Source organism: Mycobacterium shimoidei, assembly GCF_900417275.1.
GTDB classification, from domain to species: Bacteria; Actinomycetota; Actinomycetes; order Mycobacteriales; family Mycobacteriaceae; genus Mycobacterium; species Mycobacterium shimoidei.
Window position 1 is genome coordinate 3,567,396 of sequence record NZ_UEGW01000001.1, and the last position, 19,080, is coordinate 3,586,475.

The 19,080-nt window shown below is 66.5% G+C and carries 15 protein-coding genes; 12 read left to right on the forward strand and 3 right to left on the reverse strand.

Translation table 11 applies throughout. The features are described 5' to 3' along the window. The first annotated feature begins 1 nt into the window (after position 1). Together MSP7336_RS17250 and MSP7336_RS17255 are read left to right on the forward strand one after the other, a co-directional pair. Positions 2-298 (forward strand): WXG100 family type VII secretion target, encoded by a 297-nt coding sequence (locus MSP7336_RS17250; RefSeq protein ID WP_069396093.1) that lies wholly within the window; start codon positions 2-4, stop codon positions 296-298. A 20-nt stretch (positions 299-318) separates the two neighbouring features. Then, positions 319-603, forward strand: a complete 285-nt coding sequence (locus MSP7336_RS17255; protein WP_069396094.1) for a WXG100 family type VII secretion target — start codon at positions 319-321, stop codon at positions 601-603. Between the two features lie 17 nt (positions 604-620). Here the strand turns inward: MSP7336_RS17255 and MSP7336_RS17260 are convergent, their stop codons facing one another. Then, on the reverse strand, positions 621-1,031 hold the full coding sequence (locus tag MSP7336_RS17260; protein ID WP_069397579.1) for a PaaI family thioesterase: 411 nt from the start codon (positions 1,029-1,031) through the stop codon (positions 621-623). Positions 1,032-1,183: 152 nt separating this feature from the next. Further along, positions 1,184-1,954 (reverse strand): iron reductase, encoded by a 771-nt coding sequence (locus MSP7336_RS17265; protein ID WP_069397580.1) that lies wholly within the window; start codon positions 1,952-1,954, stop codon positions 1,184-1,186. A 150-nt stretch (positions 1,955-2,104) separates the two neighbouring features. On the opposite strand from MSP7336_RS17265, the gene MSP7336_RS17270 reads away from it, so the two are divergent. The 10 genes from MSP7336_RS17270 to MSP7336_RS17315 all read left to right on the forward strand — a co-directional run bounded on the left by MSP7336_RS17270 (position 2,105) and on the right by MSP7336_RS17315 (position 16,233). Then, positions 2,105-2,521: a BlaI/MecI/CopY family transcriptional regulator gene (locus MSP7336_RS17270; protein WP_069397581.1), complete on the forward strand. Its 417-nt coding sequence runs from the start codon at positions 2,105-2,107 to the stop codon at positions 2,519-2,521. Positions 2,522-2,535: 14 nt separating this feature from the next. Further along, positions 2,536-3,477: a M56 family metallopeptidase gene (locus MSP7336_RS17275; RefSeq protein ID WP_069397582.1), complete on the forward strand. Its 942-nt coding sequence runs from the start codon at positions 2,536-2,538 to the stop codon at positions 3,475-3,477. Positions 3,478-3,561: 84 nt separating this feature from the next. Then, positions 3,562-5,019 carry an NADP-dependent phosphogluconate dehydrogenase gene (gndA, locus tag MSP7336_RS17280; protein ID WP_113964207.1) on the forward strand — a complete coding sequence of 486 codons (1,458 nt, stop codon included), beginning with the start codon at positions 3,562-3,564 and terminating at the stop codon, positions 5,017-5,019. A gap of 7 nt (positions 5,020-5,026) precedes the next feature. Continuing rightward, positions 5,027-6,463 (forward strand): GuaB1 family IMP dehydrogenase-related protein, encoded by a 1,437-nt coding sequence (locus MSP7336_RS17285; protein WP_069397584.1) that lies wholly within the window; start codon positions 5,027-5,029, stop codon positions 6,461-6,463. 85 nt (positions 6,464-6,548) lie between these two features. After that, on the forward strand, positions 6,549-7,907 hold the full coding sequence (locus MSP7336_RS17290; RefSeq protein WP_069397585.1) for a hemolysin family protein: 1,359 nt from the start codon (positions 6,549-6,551) through the stop codon (positions 7,905-7,907). Beyond that, positions 7,907-8,971, forward strand: a complete 1,065-nt coding sequence (locus MSP7336_RS17295) for a hemolysin family protein (protein ID WP_069397586.1) — start codon at positions 7,907-7,909, stop codon at positions 8,969-8,971. The genes MSP7336_RS17290 and MSP7336_RS17295 overlap by 1 nt, the downstream gene beginning before the upstream one ends. Next, on the forward strand, positions 8,964-9,827 hold the full coding sequence (locus MSP7336_RS17300) for a 3-methyladenine DNA glycosylase (RefSeq protein WP_113964208.1): 864 nt from the start codon (positions 8,964-8,966) through the stop codon (positions 9,825-9,827). Before MSP7336_RS17295 ends, MSP7336_RS17300 begins: the two co-directional genes overlap by 8 nt. Before the next feature lie 58 nt (positions 9,828-9,885). Then, positions 9,886-12,078 (forward strand): malate synthase G, encoded by a 2,193-nt coding sequence (locus tag MSP7336_RS17305; RefSeq protein WP_113965014.1) that lies wholly within the window; start codon positions 9,886-9,888, stop codon positions 12,076-12,078. Between the two features lie 34 nt (positions 12,079-12,112). Beyond that, positions 12,113-14,209 carry a substrate-binding domain-containing protein gene (locus MSP7336_RS17310; RefSeq protein WP_113964209.1) on the forward strand — a complete coding sequence of 699 codons (2,097 nt, stop codon included), beginning with the start codon at positions 12,113-12,115 and terminating at the stop codon, positions 14,207-14,209. A gap of 185 nt (positions 14,210-14,394) precedes the next feature. After that, positions 14,395-16,233, forward strand: a complete 1,839-nt coding sequence (locus tag MSP7336_RS17315; RefSeq protein ID WP_142706806.1) for an autotransporter outer membrane beta-barrel domain-containing protein — start codon at positions 14,395-14,397, stop codon at positions 16,231-16,233. Here the strand turns inward: MSP7336_RS17315 and gcvP are convergent, their stop codons facing one another. Continuing rightward, positions 16,234-19,065 (reverse strand): aminomethyl-transferring glycine dehydrogenase, encoded by a 2,832-nt coding sequence (gene gcvP, locus MSP7336_RS17320; protein WP_113964211.1) that lies wholly within the window; start codon positions 19,063-19,065, stop codon positions 16,234-16,236. Positions 19,066-19,080 lie beyond the last annotated feature (15 nt).

The following is a 19,080-nucleotide window of genomic DNA, read 5'->3' on the forward strand; positions in this document are numbered from 1 at the left end:
AATGCCAACGCGCTTTATGACCGACCCGCACGCGATGCGGGACATGGCGGGCCGTTTTGACGTGCACGCTCAGACCGTTGAGGACGAGGCCCGCAAGATGTGGGCGTCCTCGATGAACATCGCCGGTGCCGGCTGGAGCGGCACAGCCCAGATGACCTCGCACGACACCATGGCCCAGATGAACACCGCGTTTCGCAACATCGTCAACATGCTGCACGGGGTGCGCGACGGGCTGATCCGCGACGCCAACAACTACGAACAGCAAGAGCAGGCCAGCCAGCAGATCCTGGGCAGCTGAAAGACATTGGGAGAACAAAGATGACGATCAATTACCAGTTCGGCGATGTCGACGCCCACGGTGCGCTGATCCGTGCCCAGGCCGCCGCCCTGGAGGCCGAACACCAGGCCATCATTCGTGATGTGCTGGCCGCCGGTGACTTCTGGGGTGGTGCCGGTTCGGTGGCCTGCCAGGAGTTCATCACCGCGTTGGGTCGCAACTTCCAGGTGATCTACGAGCAGGCCAACGCCCACGGGCAAAAGGTGCAGGCCGCCGGCAACAACATGGCCAGCACCGACTCCGCCGTCGGCTCCAGCTGGGCCTAACAGCCGCGAGCCGCGCCTCAAGTCCGCGGTTCGAGGTTCTGCAGCCGTACCTGACCGCGGGCGACAAGACGCTCGTCGCCGTCGGTGATGGTCACCAGCCACAGCTGTTGACGCTTGCCGCGGTGCACCGGTTCGGCGGTCCCGTACACCGTGCCGGAGCTGATGGCGCGCAGGAAGTCGGTGTTGTTGTTGACTCCGACGACAACACCGCCGCCGTTGGCGGCCAGCCAGGTATACGCCGCGATGCTGGCCATGCTCTCGATCATCGAGCAGTACACCCCGCCGTGCACAATCCCGAACTGCTGCAACAGTTTCGGTTGAATTTCGAGCTGCGCTCGGGCCACGTCCGCAGTGAGCTCGGTGAACACCAGCCCGATTTCCTTGTCGAACGTTGTGTCCGCATCGGGAGCGACTGGAACAGGTTGCACGCCCTTGTGTCTACACCATTCGATTGAATCCCCCGGACACGGGCGAGCCCCGCGCACCAGGCGCGGGGCTCGCCGATCGAGTAGACCGGGGGTCACTGCAGCCCTCAGGACCCTGCTGCGGTCGGTTCAGTTCTCGTGATACTCGACGGCGATCAGCATAGGCAAGGCTGCCCTAATTTCGCAAGGGTCCGCGTTCCTCTCGGCGGGTATCCCCGCACCGGTAAACCGAATCCGACCAGCGCATCGAGCACGGCCTGAGCCCGGCGCATGGCGATCACCTCACTGGCGGCGGTGAGCGCGGGCAGCTGCGTCGCGGTCGCCACCACGGCCGAGCCCACCGTGTGCCACATCGCCGCGACGGGCAGTGCGCCGGCACTCATCGCATGCAACCTGGTGAACAGCGGTGCCAAGGTCCGGTGACTGCGGTGCGCGACCCAGGTGGTCAATGCCGCCTCGTTAGGCAGCCGAACCATGGCCGGGCAAGGGCCATCTCGAAAGCACGGGTCGTCGGGCAGGGCGCGCAGGGTCGGATCGACCACACCGACCCAGTCGATCGCACCGTCGGCGTCGGCATGCACCCACAAGTTCTCGATGCCGGTGTCCCAGGCCCGGCCCTCCAGCACCACAAGCGCGATCACCCGTCCAATCACGGTGTGCGTCAAAGCAGTAGCTAGCTCCCGCGCGGCGGAGCGGACGGTCATGTCGGCCGCGATGCCGTCGAACATGATTTGCAGCCGGTCGCCGCTCACAGCCGATGCCAGCGGCCACCAGCGCCGCGGGAAGACGTCAGACATCACCGCGACCCCGTAGACCCGCGGACAGTGCGGATACAACTCGCGGAGGCGCCGGCTGGACTCGTGCAGCGGCAGTGTCTGACGAATCGTCATCCCCGCGATCAGTGGGTCGTCCACCGAAGTCGTCACAGTGCCTCCCGCAAGTTAGGTTAGGCTAACTATAATCCAGACGGTCTGCGCGGCGGAACCGTGATGGCTGTCACGACGGACCCAGGCTGGGTACGACGCCCGGTAGTAACGAGAGGTAGGCTTGCGTCATTGCACAGGAGATGAACGATTATGGCTAAGCAGATGCGCCTGGGTGATCTCGAGCGTGCGGTGATGGACCACCTGTGGTCAGCGTCCGAACCGCAAACGGTCCGTCAAGTACACGAAGCCCTGTCTGCACGGCGCGATTTGGCCTACACGACGGTGATGACCGTCCTGCAGCGGCTGGCCAAGAAGAACCTGGTGTCGCAGATACGGGACGACCGCGCACATCGCTACGCCCCGGTACACGGACGTGACGAACTGGTCGCCGGGCTGATGGTCGACGCCCTGGATCAGGCCGCCGACTCCGGTGGCCGGCAGGCGGCACTGGTGCACTTCGTCGAACGGGTCGGCGCCGACGAGGCCGACGCGCTTCGGCGGGCACTCGACGAATTGGAAGCGAGTCACCGGGCCGGCAAAACTGCTGGCGACCGAGACGAGGAGTAAGGGAGACTGGCAGCGTGGCTGCGCTGGCCTTCGCCGTCCTCGCGGTGCTGCTCGTCGGTCCGGTGCCGGCTCTACTGGCACGGGCGAAATGGCCGCTGCGCGCACCCCGGGCCACCATCGTGCTGTGGCAAGCAATCGCGTTAGCCGCGGTGTTGTCGGCGTTCAGCGCCGGCATTGCGGTCGCCAGCCGCCTGCTGATGCCTGGCCCCGACGGGCGCCCCACGGCCAGCCTGTTCGGTGACATCAACCGACTCGGCTGGCCCCTGTGGACGCTGTACGTGAGCGTATTCGCCGTCACCGTGCTGGTCGGCGCTCGATTGGCACTCGCCGTGCTGCGGGTGGCCATTGCCACCCGGCGACGGCGGGCCCACCACCGCATGCTGGTCGATTTGCTCGGCGTCGGGAACCAGGACATGGGCTCGCAGACCGGCGTTCGCGACCTCCGCATCCTGGAAGTGGCGCAGCCGCTCGCCTACTGCCTGCCCGGTATGCGCAGCCGGGTGGTGGTCAGCGAGGGAACGCTGGCCAGTCTCACCGACGCGGAAATCGCCGCGATCCTGAGCCACGAGCGCGCACACCTGCGGGCCCGTCATGATCTCGTCCTGGAAGGCTTCACTGCGGTTCGGGCCGCTTTCCCCCGGTTTGTCCGCAGCACCAGCGCGCTGAACTCGGTGCGGCTGCTCGTCGAGTTGCTGGCCGACGATGCCGCGGTGCGCGTGGTCGGTCGTACTCCGTTGGCCCGGGCGCTGGTCGCCTGCGCGTCCGGGCGGACGCCAGCGGGCGCACTGGCCGCCGGCGGCCCCACCACCGTGGTGCGGGTGCGCCGATTGTCCGGGCGCGGCAACAGTCTCGCGCTGGCGCTGGGTGCGTATCTGGCGGCGGCCGCGGTGCTGGTTGTCCCGACGATTGCGCTGGCCGTGCCGTGGCTCATCGAGCTGCACCGGCTGTTCGCCTGAACCGGCGGTACGGCTAGATCAACCGTGCTGTGCCACAGTGTTTGGTGGAACGCTGAGCAGAAGCCAACCTGAGAGGGCGAATACATGAGCTCGTCGGAATCAAACGCCGCCACCGGCACCGCGCAGATCGGGGTCACCGGATTGGCGGTGATGGGTTCCAACATCGCCCGGAATTTCGCCCGGCACGGTTATACCGTTGCGCTGCATAACCGTTCGATTGCCAAAACGGACGCGCTGTTGAAAGAACACGGCGACGAGGGCAAATTCGTCCGCACCGAGACAATTCCGGAGTTTCTTGCCGCGCTGGAGAAGCCGCGCCGGGTGTTGATCATGGTCAAGGCCGGCGACCCCACCGACGCCGTCATCAACGAACTCGCTGACGCGATGGAAAAAGGCGACATCATCATCGACGGCGGCAACGCGCTGTACACCGACACCATCCGGCGCGAAAAGGCCATGGCTCAGCGCGGATTGCACTTTGTCGGGGCGGGCATCTCCGGCGGCGAAGAGGGCGCGCTGAACGGCCCTTCGATCATGCCGGGCGGCCCCGCCGAGTCCTACAAGTCGGTGGGCTCGCTGCTCGAGGAGATCTCCGCGCACGTCGACGGCGTGCCGTGCTGCACACACATCGGCCCCGACGGCTCCGGACACTTCGTCAAGATGGTGCACAACGGGATCGAGTACTCCGACATGCAGCTCATCGGCGAGGCCTACCAGCTGCTGCGCGACGGCCTGGGCTTGACGGCGCCGCAGATCGCGGACATCTTCAGCGAGTGGAACGGCGGGGACCTGGACAGCTACCTGGTCGAGATCACCGCTGAGGTCCTGCGCCAGCAAGACGCGAAAACCGGCAAGCCGCTGGTCGACGTGATCCTCGATGAGGCCGAGCAGAAGGGCACCGGCCGCTGGACGGTCAAATCGGCGCTGGACCTCGGGGTGCCGGTCACCGGGATCGCCGAGGCGGTGTTCGCCCGCGCGCTCTCCGGATCGGTCGAGCAGCGCAAGGCTGCCGTCGGGCTGGCATCGGGCCGCCTCGGTGAGCGCCCCGGCGACCCGGACGCGTTCACCGAGGACGTCCGTCAAGCGCTGTATGCCTCGAAGATCGTCGCGTATTCGCAGGGCTTCAACCAGATTCAGGCCGGCAGCGCCGAATACGGCTGGAACATCTCCCCCGGCGATCTGGCAACGATCTGGCGGGGCGGCTGCATCATTCGCGCGAAGTTTCTCAACCGGATCAAGGACGCTTTCGACGCCGATCCGAACCTGGCCAGCCTTATCGTGGCGCCGTATTTCCGTGGCGCCGTCGAATCGGCGATCGACAGTTGGCGCCGCGTGGTGTGCACCGCCACCCAGCTGGGTATCCCGATTCCGGGCTTCGCCTCGGCGCTGTCGTATTACGACGCGCTGCGCACCGAGCGGCTGCCGGCCGCGCTGACCCAGGCCCAGCGCGATTTCTTCGGCGCGCACACCTACGGTCGGATCGACGCGCCGGGCAAGTTCCACACGCTATGGAGTGGTGACCGCAGCGAGGTACCAGCCTAGGGGGCGCATGAGATTTCTGGACGGGCACCGGCCCGGGTACGACCTGACATACGACGACGTCTTCATCGTGCCCAACCGTTCCGATGTGGCGTCGCGTTTCGATGTCGACTTGACCACCGAGGACGGTTCGGGCACGACCATCCCGGTAGTAGTGGCCAACATGACCGCAGTGGCCGGTCGCAGAATGGCCGAGACAGTAGCCCGCCGCGGCGGCATTGTGATTCTGCCGCAGGACCTTCCGCTCACCGCCGTGCAGCAGACCGTGGAGTTCGTCAAGAGCCGCGACTTGGTCGTCGACACCCCGGTGATGCTTGCACCGGACGATTCGGTGTCCGACGCGATGGCTCTGATCCACAAGCGCGCGCACGGCGCCGCGGTGGTGGTCTTCGAGGGACGCCCGATCGGGCTGGTCACCGAATCCTCTTGCGCCGGAGTCGATCGCTTCACCCGGGTCCGGGATGTCGCGTTGACCGATTTCGTCAGCGCCCCGGTGGGCACCGACCCGCGCACCATTTTCGATCTGCTCGAGCACGCTCCCGTCGACGTCGCCGTGCTGACCGGCGCCGACGGCACGCTTGCCGGGGTGCTCACCCGCACCGGCGCGATCCGCGCGGGCCTGTACACCCCCGCGACTGACGCCGCGGGCCGGTTGCGTATCGGTGCGGCCGTCGGCATCAACGGTGACGTGGCCGGTAAGGCCCAAGCGCTGGTCGAAGCCGGTGTCGACGTGCTGGTCGTCGACACCGCGCACGGACACCAGCTGAAGGCGCTGGACGCCATCAAGGCGGTCTCGTCGCTGGACTTGCCGGTGCCGTTGGTCGCCGGCAATGTGGTGTCCGCCGAGGGAACTCGTGACCTGCTGTCCGCCGGAGCGAACATCGTCAAGGTCGGCGTCGGTCCGGGCGCGATGTGCACCACCCGGATGATGACCGGCGTCGGGCGCCCACAATTTTCGGCGATTCTCGAATGCGCTTCCGCCGCAAGGCAACTCGGTGGACATGTCTGGGCCGATGGCGGTGTGCGCCACCCGCGGGACGTGGCGCTGGCCCTGGCAGCCGGGGCGTCCAACGTGATGATCGGATCGTGGTTCGCGGGCACCTACGAGTCCCCCGGCGACCTGATGCGCGACCGCGACGACCAGCCGTACAAGGAAAGTTACGGGATGGCCTCCAAACGGGCGGTGGTCGCCCGCACCTCCGGCGACAGCGCCTTCGACCGCGCCCGCAAGGCGTTGTTCGAGGAAGGGATTTCGACGTCGCGGATGGGACTCAACCCCGATCGCGGCGGTGTCGAGGACCTGATCGACCACATCACCTCCGGGGTGCGCAGCACGTGCACCTATGTCGGCGCCGCGACCCTGGCGGAATTGCACGAGCGCGCGGTGATCGGGGTGCAATCGGCGGCGGGCTTCGCCGAGGGGCATCCGCTGCCATTTGGCTGGTAAACCGGCTGTTTTCGCTACCATGTCAGTTCAATCGCGCAGTCACATCAACGGAAAGGGTTCGGGTGCCGCCTAGACGGCAAAGCCGATGAACCACTTCGTCGTCACCGCGATCAGCCTGCTGGCGATCGTGGCGCTCACGGCGGGCACCGCGTTGTTCGTCGCCGCTGAATTCGCGCTGACCACCCTCGAGCGCAGCACCGTGGAGGCCAACGCCCGCGGCGGAAGCCGCCGGGACCGCTATGTGCAGCGCGCCCACCACACGCTGTCGTTTCAGTTATCCGGTGCCCAACTGGGGATCTCGATCACCACGTTGGTGAGCGGATATCTCACCGAACCGCTCGTGGCCGACCTGCCGCACCCGGCACTGGACGCGCTCGGTGTGCCCGACCGAATCGCCGACGGCATCGTTGCGTCTGTGGCATTGGCGGCGGTGACGTCGTTGTCCATAGTGTTCGGCGAGCTGGTGCCCAAGTACGTCGCGATCGCACGGCCCGTGGCCACGGCGCGGGTGGTTGCGATTGTGCAGCTGTCCTTTTCGACGCTGTTCGCGTTGGCCATCCGGCTGACCAACGGCACGGCAAACTGGATTTTGCGCCGGCTGGGCATCGAACCGGCCCAAGAGCTGCGCTCGGCGCGCTCCCCGGCCGAACTGGTGTCGCTGGTGCGCACCTCCGCCCGCAGCGGCGCACTGGATCCCGCCACCGCGACGCTGGTGCATCGCTCGCTGCAGTTCGGCACGCTCACGGCTGAAGAGCTGATGACGCCGCGGTCGAAAATCGTTGCCCTGCAAAAAGACGACACCATCGCCGATCTGGTGGCGACCGCCACCGAAAGCGGTTTTTCCCGGTTCCCGATCGTCGACGGCGACCTCGACCAGACCGTCGGCATCGTGCACGTCAAGCAGATCTTCAAAGTGCCGCCGGCCAAGCGGGCGAGCACTCCGCTGACCGCGGTCGCACAGCCGGTCGCGATGGTGCCCTCCACCCTCGACGGCGATGCGGTGATGGCTCAGATCCGCGCCAATGGCCTGCAAACCGCGTTGGTTGTCGACGAATACGGCGGTACGGCAGGCATCGTCACGGTGGAGGACCTCATCGAGGAGATCGTCGGCGATGTGCGCGACGAACACGACGACGCCACCCCGCACGTGGTGGCGGCCGGCAACGGATGGCGGGTGTCGGGCCTGCTGCGCATCGACGAGGTGGCCGCTGCCACCGGCTATCGCGCGCCCGAAGGCGACTACGAAACGATCGGCGGGCTGGTACTCAAAGAGCTCGGCCACATCCCGGTGGCCGGCGACGTCGTCGAGTTGTCCGCCTTCCAGCCCGATGAGATGGCGGAGACATCCAACCGCTGGCGGGCTCGCGTGTTACGCATGGACGGTCGGCGCATCGACCTGCTCGAGCTGACCGATCTCGGTGAAGATTCACGGTCAGGCCGCTGATGGGTGACATGCTGCGGATCTTGGCGACCATCCTGTTGATCGGCGCCAACGGCTTCTTCGTGGGCGCGGAATTCTCGCTGATATCGGTGCGCCGCGACCGACTCGAAGCGTTGGCCGAGCAGGGTAAGGCCAGCGCTTTCACGGTGATCCGGGCCGGTGAGCAACTGCCGCTGATGTTCGCCGGCGCCCAGCTCGGCATCACGGTGTCGTCGATTCTGCTCGGGCGGATCGGCGAGCCCGCCGTGGCCGACCTGCTGAAGGCGGCATTCGACCTGGCCGGACTTCCTCATGCCCTGCTGCACACGGCGTCCTTCTTCGTCGCGCTGGCGATCGTGGTGACATTGCATCTGCTGCTTGGCGAAATGGTTCCGAAGAACATCGCGATCGCTGGCCCGGAAAGAGCGGCGATGCTGTTGATCCCGCCCTACCTGATTTACGTGCGGGCGGCCCGCCCGTTCATCGCGTTCTACAACTGGTGTGCCGAAACGATCCTGCGAGCGCTGCGGGTGCCGGTGCGCGACGAGCTCGACGTCACGGTGTCTACCGTCGAGCTGAGCGAGATGATCGCCGAATCGGTGTCGGAAGGGCTGCTGGATCCCGAGGAACACACCCGGCTCACTCGGGCGCTGCAGATTCGCAATCGGGTGGTTGCCGACGTCGCCAAACCAGTCGCGCAGATCCGGACGGTGCCGGTGGCGGTCGCCGGCGGGGGCCCCAGCGTCGAGGCGGTCGAGCAGGCGCTCAGCGAGACCGGCTATTCGCGATTCCCGGTGACCGACGTCGACGGCAGTTTCATCGGGTACCTGCACATCAAGGACGTGTTGTCGCTCGGCGTTTCCGAAGATCACGATCCGCAGGCAGTGATCGACCGGGCCACGGTGCGCCCGCTGCCGGAGGTTCCTGAGTCCATGCCGTTGGCCGAGGCGTTGTCGCGGATGCGCCGCAGCAACAGTCACCTGGCGCTGGTTACCGGTGCGGACGGCGGCGTGGTCGGGATGGTGGCGCTGGAGGATTTCGTCGAAGATCTCATCGGCACGGTGCGCGACCGGACACGTCATGGCTGAGGTGCTGGCGCCCGCGCAGTGGAGTGTCCGCGCTGACGCGTATCGGGACCGTGTCGAAGCGTTTCTGAGTGGGCATCGCTTCGGCCAACCCCATCCGATCTGGGATTTCCTGTTCGACTACTACACGCTGCGTCCGCGCCAGCTGCGGTGCTGGCATCCCGGGTACGGGGTGGCGCTGACCGGCGACGAGGTGATCCGTCGTTACCGCGGCCGGCGTGGCTATGCCGTCCAGGGCAATTGCATCAGTGTCAGCGATGCGTACCTGCGCAGCCGCTTGGACACCGTTCGGTTCGTGGCACGGCTCCTGCGGTCCACGGCCGACCGGCAGGCCAAGCTGAACTGCTTCGGGATGCACGAGTGGGCCATGGTGTACCGCAGCGAGGCCGTGCGTCACGAGCGCGTTCCGCTGCGCCTGAGTCGATCACGCATCGACGCCGTGGTGGAGTCGGCGCCGTTGCAGTGCAGTCATTTCGACGCGTTCCGGTTTTTCACGCCCGACGCGATGCCACGCAACGCCGGTGCGCCCAGTCGCGGCACCCAACACCTTTGGGAGCAGCCCGGTTGCCTGCATGCCAACATGGATTTGTACAAGTGGTCCTATAAGCTGATCCCGCTGATCGACTCCGAGCTGCTGTTGGACTGCCTGGAACTGGCCGCGGCCGCGCGGGAGGTCGACATGCGGGCCAGCCCGTATGACCTACGCAGCTACGGGTACACACCGATCGCCGTCGAGCACGCCGCCGGCCGCGCCGAGTATGTGCGTTGCCAGCGTGCGATCGCGGAGCGCGCCGCTCCGCTGCGCGGGGCGCTGATCGAGCGGTGTGACCTGCTGTTGCGGGCTGCCGGATGCAAATAGTCAGGCTACTGGCCGGTAGGCTGAGCACGATTCCATTGAGGCCGATAGGGAGCGAATGATGACAGATCGCGTGCCGGTTGGAAACCTGCGCGTCGCCAGGGTGCTGTACGACTTCATCAACGCCGAGGCTCTGCCCGGCACCGACATCGACCCCGACAGCTTCTGGGCCGGCGTCGACAAGGTGGTCACCGACCTGACGCCGCAGAACCGGGACCTGCTCGCGCGCCGCGACGAACTCCAGGCCCAGATCGACAAATGGCACCGCCACCGCGTCATCGAACCGGTCGACCCGGAGGCCTATCGCCAATTCCTCACCGAAATCGGTTATCTGCTGCCAGAACCCGAGGACTTCACGATCACCACCTCGGGCGTCGATCCGGAGATCACCACTACCGCGGGCCCCCAGCTGGTGGTCCCGGTGACCAACGCACGCTTTGCGCTCAACGCCGCCAATGCCCGGTGGGGCTCGCTGTACGACGCGCTGTATGGCACCGACGTCATTCCGGAGACCGATGGCGCCGAGCAGGGCACCGGCTACAACAGGGTGCGCGGCGACAAGGTGATCGCCTACGCCCGCAGGTTCCTCGACGAGGCGGTGCCGCTGTCGTCGGGCTCCTGGGCCGATGTCACCGGGTTCAAGATCGACGACGGCCGGTTGCTAGTCGACCTGGAAGGTGACGACGAGGTTCGTGGCCTGGCCGACCCCGGCCGGTTCGCCGGCTACACCGGCGAGCCCGGCTCCCCGAAATGGTCGGTGCTGCTGGTCAACAACGGGCTGCACATCGAGATCCTGATCGATCCGGAGTCGCCGGTCGGCAAGACCGACAAGGCCGGGGTCAAAGACGTCATCCTGGAGGCGGCCGTCACCACGATCATCGACTTCGAGGACGCGGTGGCCGCCGTCGACGCCGACGACAAGGTCCGCGCCTACCGCAACTGGCTCGGCCTGAACAAGGGCGACCTGGCCGCCGAGGTGGACAAGGACGGCCGCACCTTCACCCGGGTGCTCAACTCCGACCGCACCTACACCGCGCCCGACGGCAGTGAATTCACCCTGCCAGGGCGCGCCCTGCTGTTCGTTCGCAACGTCGGCCACCTGATGACCAACGATGCGATCACCGACGCTGACGGCAACGAGGTGTTCGAGGGCATCCAGGATGCGCTGTTCACCGGCCTGTGCGCCATTCACGGGCTGAAGTCCAGCGAGGCCAACGGTCCGCTGGTGAACAGCCGCAGCGGCTCGATTTACATCGTCAAACCCAAGATGCACGGCCCGGACGAGGTGGCGTTCACCACCGAGCTGTTCAGCCGGGTCGAAGACGTGCTCGGGTTGCCGCAAAAGACGCTCAAGGTCGGCGTGATGGACGAAGAACGGCGCACCACGGTCAACCTCAAGGCGTGCATCAAAGCCGCCGCCGACCGAATCGTGTTCATCAACACCGGCTTCTTGGATCGCACTGGCGACGAGATCCATACCTCCATGGAGGCCGGGCCGATGGTGCGCAAGGGCGCCATGAAGACCCAGCCGTGGATCCTGGCCTACGAGGACAACAACGTCGACACCGGTCTGGCGACCGGGTTTGCCTCGCGGGCTCAGATCGGCAAGGGCATGTGGACCATGACCGAGCTGATGGCCGACATGGTCGAACAGAAGATCGCGCAACCCAAGGCGGGCGCCAGCACGGCGTGGGTGCCCTCGCCGACCGCGGCCACCTTGCACGCGATGCACTACCACTACGTCGACGTGGTCGCGGTGCAAAACGAGCTGGCCGGCAAGCGACGCACCACGATTGACCAACTGCTGACGATCCCGCTGGCCAAGGAATTGGCCTGGGCTCCCGAAGAGATCCGGGAAGAAGTCGACAACAACTGTCAGTCGATCCTGGGGTACGTGGTGCGCTGGATCGACCAGGGTGTCGGGTCATCGAAGGTGCCCGACATCCACAACATCGCGTTGATGGAAGACCGCGCCACGCTGCGGATTTCCAGTCAGCTGCTCGCCAACTGGCTCCACCACGGGGTGATCACCCGCGAGGACGTGCGGGCCAGCCTGGAGCGGATGGCTCCGCTGGTGGACGAGCAGAATGCGGGCGATCCGGCGTATCTGCCGATGGCGCCCAACTTCGACGACAGCATCGCCTTCCTCGCCGCCGAGGAGTTGATCCTGTCCGGCACCCAGCAGCCCAACGGCTACACCGAGCCGATTCTGCATCGGCGCCGCCGCGAGTTTAAGGCTCGCGCCCGAACCTGACCTGCTCGCATGACCACTGCACGCGCGTACCGGTATGGGTAGACACAGCATTCCGGATCCCGACGAGCCGGCGGACGGGACGTCCGACGACTTCTTCGGCACCGACGCCTACGACACCGGTTGGCCGCCCGGCGATCAGGGGGGCAGGCACCAGCGCTACAGCGAGCCGACGCCCGACCAGGTTTCGGGCGGTTTGCCGGATGACCCCGGTCACGCCGACTACGACTATGGCCACGACTATGGCCAAGACTATGGCCAAGACTATGGTGAGGACTATGGCGAGGATTTAGCCGAGGATTACGGCGAGGACTTTGGCGCCGACGACTATCCCGTTTTCGCCCGGCCGGCCCAGCCGTCGCCATCTCCGCCGCCGGCTCGCGGCGGCCACCGCGGCACCGAATGGGTTCGCCGGCACCGCAGTGAAGGCGGGCGGCGTGGGGTCAGCATCGGGGTGATCGCCGCGCTGGTCGCGGTGGTGGTCGTGGTCGCCACCGTGATCGTCTGGCGGTTCTTCGGCGACGCGCTGTCACACCGCTCGCACACCGCTGCGGCGCGCTGTGTCGGAAACAAGGAGACGGTGGCCGTCGTCGCCGATCCGTCGATTGCCGGGCACGTGGAGAAATTCGCCGAGCAGTACAACGCCTCGGCGACGCCGGTCGGTGAGCACTGTGTGGAGGTCAGCGTCAAGCCGGCCGGCTCGGACGCCGTCGTCGAGGGTTTCATCGGAGACTGGCCGGCGGATCTGGGTCCGCGACCGGCACTCTGGGTCCCGGCCAGCTCGGTGTCGGCGGCGCGGCTGTCGGCCTCGGCGGGGCAAAAGACGATCAGCGACAGCCGGTCGTTGGTGACGTCGCCGGTGCTGCTGGCGCTGCGGCCGGAGCTTCAGCGCGCACTCGGCGACCAGAAATGGTCCACGCTGCCCGCGCTGCAGAGCAAGCCGGATTCGTTGAGCGGATTGAAGCTGCCCGGTTGGGGGTCGTTGCGGCTGGCCCTGCCGATCAGCGGTAACGGCGACGCCCCGTTTCTGGCCGCCGAGGCGGTGGCGGCGGGATCCGTTCCGCGCGGCGCGCCGGCCACCGGTGGGGCGGGCGCGGTGCGCACACTGATCGACAGCCAACCCAAGCTGGCCGACAATTCGCTGGATGCGGCAATGGACGCGCTGCTTCAACCCGGTGATCCGGCGCGCGCGCCGGTGCATGCCGTGGTGACCACCGAACAGCAGCTCTTTGCGCGCGGGGAGTCGATCCCCGACGCGCCCAGCAGGCTCAGCTCCTGGATTCCGCCGGGCCCGGCCGCGGTGGCCGACTACCCGACGGTGCTGCTGAGCGGTTCTTGGTTGTCGCAGGACCAGCTCACCGCCGCCAGTGCGTTTGCCCGGTACATGCGCAAGCCCGACCAGCTCGCGGAGCTGGCCAAGGCCGGATTCCGCGCTCAGGGCGCCAAGCCGCCGAGCAGCGACGTCACCAGCTTTGCGGAGCTGCCCCCGACACTGTCGGTGGGTGACGACACGATGCGGGCCACGCTGGCCAGCACGCTGGCCGTGTCGTCAAGCGGGCCGGCCGCGACGATCATGCTCGAGCAGTCGATGACCACCGACGAAGGCGGCAATTCCCGGCTGGCCAATGTGGTGGCCGCACTGGAGAACCGCATTGAGGCGCTGCCGCCCAGCGCGGTGGTCGGGTTGTGGACCTTCGACGGCAAAGAGGGCCGGAGCGAAGTCTCGGCCGGGCCGCTGGCCGATCAGGTGGACGGCCAGCCGCGGTCGACGGCGCTCACCCAGGCGCTGGACAAGCAGTACGCGTCCCAGGGCGGGGCGGTGTCGTTCACCACGCTGCGGATGGTCTACGACGCGGCCAAGGCCAATTTCCATGAGGGGCAAGCGAATTCGGTGCTCGTGATCACCGCTGGACCGCACACCGATCGCACTCTCGACGGTCCGGGGCTGCAGGACTACATTCGCGGGGCCTTCGACCCCGGAAAACCCATTGCGGTCAACATCATTGACTTCGGCGCCGACTCGGACCGTTCCACCTGGGAAGCTGTCGCCCGGCTTTCCGGCGGGAGCTACCAGAACTTGGCGACGTCGGCCTCCCCCGAACTGACCAGTGCGGTGACCACCTTCCTGAGCTGAGCGCCCGGTCGCCATCGGCACCGCGCCGCAAAACTAATTATCGGGTAAGTAACTGCCAGGTGTGGCCTGAGTAAATCCTTAATTATTACTGAGCGGTTTTACTCACGCCTAATTCATTCTGCTATATGGTCCAGATACCTGTGAGGTGCATCACAGTTCGCCATCGGTCCGAGGAGATGATGGTCATGCAACAAGCATTGCGTCCCTACGCCACAGCTGGTGTCGTTCTGGTAGGCGCCAGCCTCATCACCGCCGCGCCGATAGCGATACCACCGCCCGAAGTGCAGTCGCGGCCGGTCCAACTGGTCGACGCGTGGTCGGATCTGTTCGCCAACACGAACACCAACGTGCAGAACATCATCGACAACGCGGACCTCCCGGCCATCACAGGTGTCATTGCTGCGCTGTTCACCAACCCGCTCGGCGTGATCAGCGCCCTGACGGACGTCACTCCCGATGTCACCACGGACCTCGGCTCGCTGCCGGCGCAAATTTCGGTGGATTTGCCGCCGGGACTCTCGCTCGGGCTCGCACAGCTCGGCACGTGGGTGACCACCACTACCGCGATCAACGAGGTCGTCGGCCAGGCGATGACCAACCCGGCGAGCCTGTTCGAAGGCATTGCCACCATCCTGAACGCCTACCTCAACGGCCAGGACGAGCTCAGCCTGCTGGGCGGCACCATCACGCTGCCCGCGTTCAACGGAATCCTCGCCCCTCTGCAGACCGGGGGCGTCGACCTTAACCTGCTCAACCTGGTGGATGCCCTGGGGTTGGGCAACACGCTGCTCACCGACCTGGACCTGTCCAGCTTGCTGGATCAACTCGGGCTGGGCGAGCTGGACCTGGGCGGCTTGTTCAGCGCGTTGGGGCTGAGCGACGAGGGTCTTGGTGACCTACTGGGCGACCCGACGCTGGGCGGCTTGCTGAGCGTCCTCGGCCTTGGTGACTTGGGGCTGGGCAGCTTCAGCCTGACGAACCTGCTGACCGACTTGGGTCTGGACGAAACGCTGGGTCAGCTGAGTTTGACGGACCTGTTGGATGGGTTGGGCCTCAACGCGAACCTGGGCAGCTTCGGTCTGACGGCCCTGTTGGATGACTTAGGTCTGAACACCAACCTGGGCGACGTGACTCTGACGGCCCTGTTGGATGCCTTGGGTCTGAACATCAACGTGAGCGACCTCAGCCTCACCGACGTGATCAGTGGGCTGTTCGGCGGTCTCAATGTCGGCAACGTCGGCCTCGGCGGTTTGCTGGATAGTCTGGGGCTGGGCGGCCTAGGGTTGGGCGATTTGCTGCAAACCGTCCCGGGAATCGGGGGCTTACTAGCGCCCGTGCTTCTTCTCTTTCCCACACTGTTCGACCTTTTGAACGGTGTAAGCCTGGCTCAGCTGGTGAACACGCTCACGCTGGGCAATGGCGGCGCCCTGGATCTGACTGACCTGCTGGACTTTCTCGGTCTTGGCAGCACGACCAGCGGCGACCTCGGTAGCATCACCGATTTGTTGACTGCGCTGGGGATCAACCTCCCGTCGACCGGTGACTTGGATTTGAGTGACCTGATCACCTCGGTGCTGGGACAGTTGGGGATTCCGATTCCGTCAACGGGTGATCTGACCATCGAGGGCTTGTTGACCGCACTGGGCGTGCCCATCCCGTTGACCGGCGATCTGACGATCAGCAGTTTGCTGACGGATGTGTTGGGTCAGTTGGGTCTGCCGATTCCGGTGACCGGTGACCTGAGCCTCGCCGACTTGCTGGGCTCACTCGATGTCCTCAACCTGCCGGTGGGTGACTTGTTGAACAACCTGAACCTCGGCGACTTGTTGGACCTGCTGGATCTGTCCAACCTGCCGCTGGACCTGAGCAACTTGGGTGATCTGTCCAACCTGAGCCTGGGTGACCTGCTCGGCGATCTGGGTCTGGGTGATCTGGCGAATATCGGCATCGATCCGTTCGGCGGCATGACCACCTTGCTGGTGGACTTCATCCCGCAACAGATCCTCGACGCGCTGGGCATGTAGTCAGGCGAACGCCTCGACCGGCGGGCACGAACACACCAGGTTGCGGTCGCCGTAGGCGCCGTCGATGCGGCGCACCGGCGGCCACACCTTGGGCCGGAAGTCGCGGCCCAGCGGATAGGCGGCCTGTTCGCGGGTGTAGGGATGCTCCCACTTGTCGACCACCAGGCACTCCGCGGTGTGCGGGGCGCCGCGCAGCGGGTTGTCCTCGACCGGCCACTCCCCTGCCTCGACGCGGTCGATCTCGCCGCGAATGGCGATCATCGCCTCGCAGAACGCGTCCAGCTCGGCCAGGCTTTCGCTTTCGGTGGGTTCCACCATCAGCGTGCCGGCCACCGGGAAGCTCATGGTCGGTGCATGAAATCCGTAGTCTCCCAAACGTTTCGCGACATCGTCGACGGTGACCCCGGTGTCCTTGGTCAGTGGCCGCAGATCCAGGATGCATTCGTGGGCCACCATGCCGTTCTCGCCGGTGTAGAGCACCGGGTAATACTCGTCGAGCCGGCGGGCGATGTAGTTGGCCGAGGCGATCGCGGTCAGTGAGGCCGCCCGCAGCCCGGCCGCGCCCATCATCCGGATGTAGGCCCAGGTGATGGGCAGGATGGACGCCGACCCGTAGGGCGCCGAGGACACCGGCCGCGCCGGCGGCAATTCGGGCGCGAGCGGATGCCCGGGCAAAAACGGCGCCAGGTGCGAGCGCGCCACCACCGGGCCGACACCGGGTCCGCCGCCGCCGTGCGGGATGCAGAACGTCTTGTGCAGGTTCAGGTGGCTGACGTCGCCGCCGAACTTGCCGGGCCGGGCCAACCCGACCAGCGCATTGAGGTTGGCGCCGTCGACGTACACCTGACCGCCGGCGTCGTGCACGGCCGCGCAGATCTCGGCGATGTCGTGCTCGTACACCCCATGCGTCGAGGGATACGTGATCATCAGCGTCGAAAGGCGATCGGCGTGCTCGGCGACTTTGGCGCGCAGGTCGTCCAGGTCGACGTCGCCGTTTTCGCGGCAGGCCACCACGGCCACTCGCAGCCCTGCCAGCGCGGCGGACGCGGCGTTGGTGCCGTGCGCGCTGGAGGGGATCAGGCAGATGTCGCGCTGCGGTTCCCCGCGGCTGGCGTGGTAGGCGTGAATCGCCAATAGCCCCGCATACTCGCCCTGAGAGCCCGCATTGGGTTGCAAGGAGGCGACGTCATAGCCGGTGATCTGCACCAGCCACTGCTCCAATTGTGTGATCAGCCGGCGTATTCCGGAAGTGTCGGAGGCCGGGGCGAACGGATGCAGCCGGGCGAACTCCGGCCAGGTGATCGGCTCCATTTCGGCAGCGGCGTTGAGTTTCATGGTGCACGAGCCGAGCGGAATCATGCTGCGGTCCAAGGCAAGATCCTTGTCGGCCAGTGTCCGCAGATAGCGCATCATCGATGTCTCGGTGCGGTACCTGGTGAACGCCGGATGGGTCAAAAACTCCGACGTGCGAGTGGCGATGCCGGCGAACGCGGGCTCGGCAGCGTGCACCCCGAACGCGTCGAGGACCGCGGCGACGTGCTCGTCGGTGGTGGCCTCGTCGCAGGACACCGACACGTGGTCGTCGTCGACGCGCCACAGGTTGATGTTTTTCGCTTTGGCCGCGGCGATCACCTCGTCGGCGCGGCCGGGCACCCGTGCCAGCACGGTGTCGAAGAACGTGTCGTGCACCAGCGCGTCACCCAGTGCGGCGGCGATCTTTTCGGCGTGCGCGTGCACCCGCCGGGCGATGCGGGTCAGGCCGTCTGCGCCGTGGTAGCTGGCATACATCGCGGCCATCACCGCCAGCAGGACCTGCGCGGTGCAGATGTTGCTGGTGGCCTTGTCCCGGCGGATGTGTTGCTCACGGGTCTGCAGCGCCAGCCGGTACGCCGGCGACCCGTCCGCATCCACCGAAACCCCGACCAGCCGACCCGGCAGCTGCCGGGCATGCTTGGCGTGCACCGCCAGATAACCGGCGTGCGGACCACCGAAACCCATTGGCACACCGAAGCGTTGGGTGGTGCCGAATGCGACGTCGGCGCCGATTTCACCCGGCGGGGTGATCAGCGTCAGCGCCAACAGGTCGGCGCCGACGGCCACCAGCGCGCCGCGCTCGTGCGCCTGGGCCACCAGTTCGGTCCAGTCGGTGATCCGGCCGCTGGCGCCGGGCAATTGGGTGATGACGCCGAAGAACTCGCCATCGGGCAGCCCGTCGCGCAGGTCGGCGGTGACGATCTCGATGCCCAGCGGCTCGGCGCGGGTGGCCAGCACCGCCGCCGACTGGACGAACAGATCGGTGTCGACGGCAAGCCGATTCGATTTCCCGCGCACGGCGCGGTGCATCAGTGTCATCGCCTCGGCCGCCGCCGTGCCCTCGTCGAGCAACGAGGCGTTGGCCACCTCCAGGCCGGTCAGGTCGGCGATCATCGTCTGGAAGTTCAGCAGCGCTTCGAGCCGGCCCTGGCTGATCTCGGGCTGATACGGCGTGTAGGCGGTGTACCAGGCCGGATTCTCCAGAATGTTGCGTAGCAGCACCGGCGGGGTGAGCGTGTCGTAGTAGCCCTGGCCGATCATCGACACCGCAATGACGTTGGCGTTCGCCATCTCCCGCAGCTCGGCCAACGCCTCGGCCTCAGTGGCCGGCGGCGGCAGCCGGTCCAGGCCGGGGGCAGCGCCGGAGCCGTTCAGCGTGTCGAGGATGCCGGCGGGCACCGCTCGGCGAGCCAGGTCATCGAGGGAGTCGACGCCGATGACCTTGAGCATGGTCGCGATGGCCCGGCTGTCCGGGCCGATGTGCCGGTCGGCGAAACGTGGCTCGGTGTGGTCGGACACTCGGGACTCCTGACA

Coding starts and splice junctions, on each gene's coding strand:
- MSP7336_RS17250 (WP_069396093.1), top strand. CDS start 2: ATGCCAACGCGCTTTATGACCGACCCGCACGCGATGCGGGACATGGCG.
- MSP7336_RS17255 (WP_069396094.1), top strand. CDS start 319: ATGACGATCAATTACCAGTTCGGCGATGTCGACGCCCACGGTGCGCTG.
- MSP7336_RS17270 (WP_069397581.1), top strand. CDS start 2,105: ATGGCTAAGCAGATGCGCCTGGGTGATCTCGAGCGTGCGGTGATGGAC.
- gndA (WP_113964207.1), top strand. CDS start 3,562: ATGAGCTCGTCGGAATCAAACGCCGCCACCGGCACCGCGCAGATCGGG.
- MSP7336_RS17285 (WP_069397584.1), top strand. CDS start 5,027: ATGAGATTTCTGGACGGGCACCGGCCCGGGTACGACCTGACATACGAC.
- MSP7336_RS17290 (WP_069397585.1), top strand. CDS start 6,549: ATGAACCACTTCGTCGTCACCGCGATCAGCCTGCTGGCGATCGTGGCG.
- MSP7336_RS17295 (WP_069397586.1), top strand. CDS start 7,907: ATGGGTGACATGCTGCGGATCTTGGCGACCATCCTGTTGATCGGCGCC.
- MSP7336_RS17300 (WP_113964208.1), top strand. CDS start 8,964: ATGGCTGAGGTGCTGGCGCCCGCGCAGTGGAGTGTCCGCGCTGACGCG.
- MSP7336_RS17305 (WP_113965014.1), top strand. CDS start 9,886: ATGACAGATCGCGTGCCGGTTGGAAACCTGCGCGTCGCCAGGGTGCTG.
- MSP7336_RS17310 (WP_113964209.1), top strand. CDS start 12,113: ATGGGTAGACACAGCATTCCGGATCCCGACGAGCCGGCGGACGGGACG.
- MSP7336_RS17315 (WP_142706806.1), top strand. CDS start 14,395: ATGCAACAAGCATTGCGTCCCTACGCCACAGCTGGTGTCGTTCTGGTA.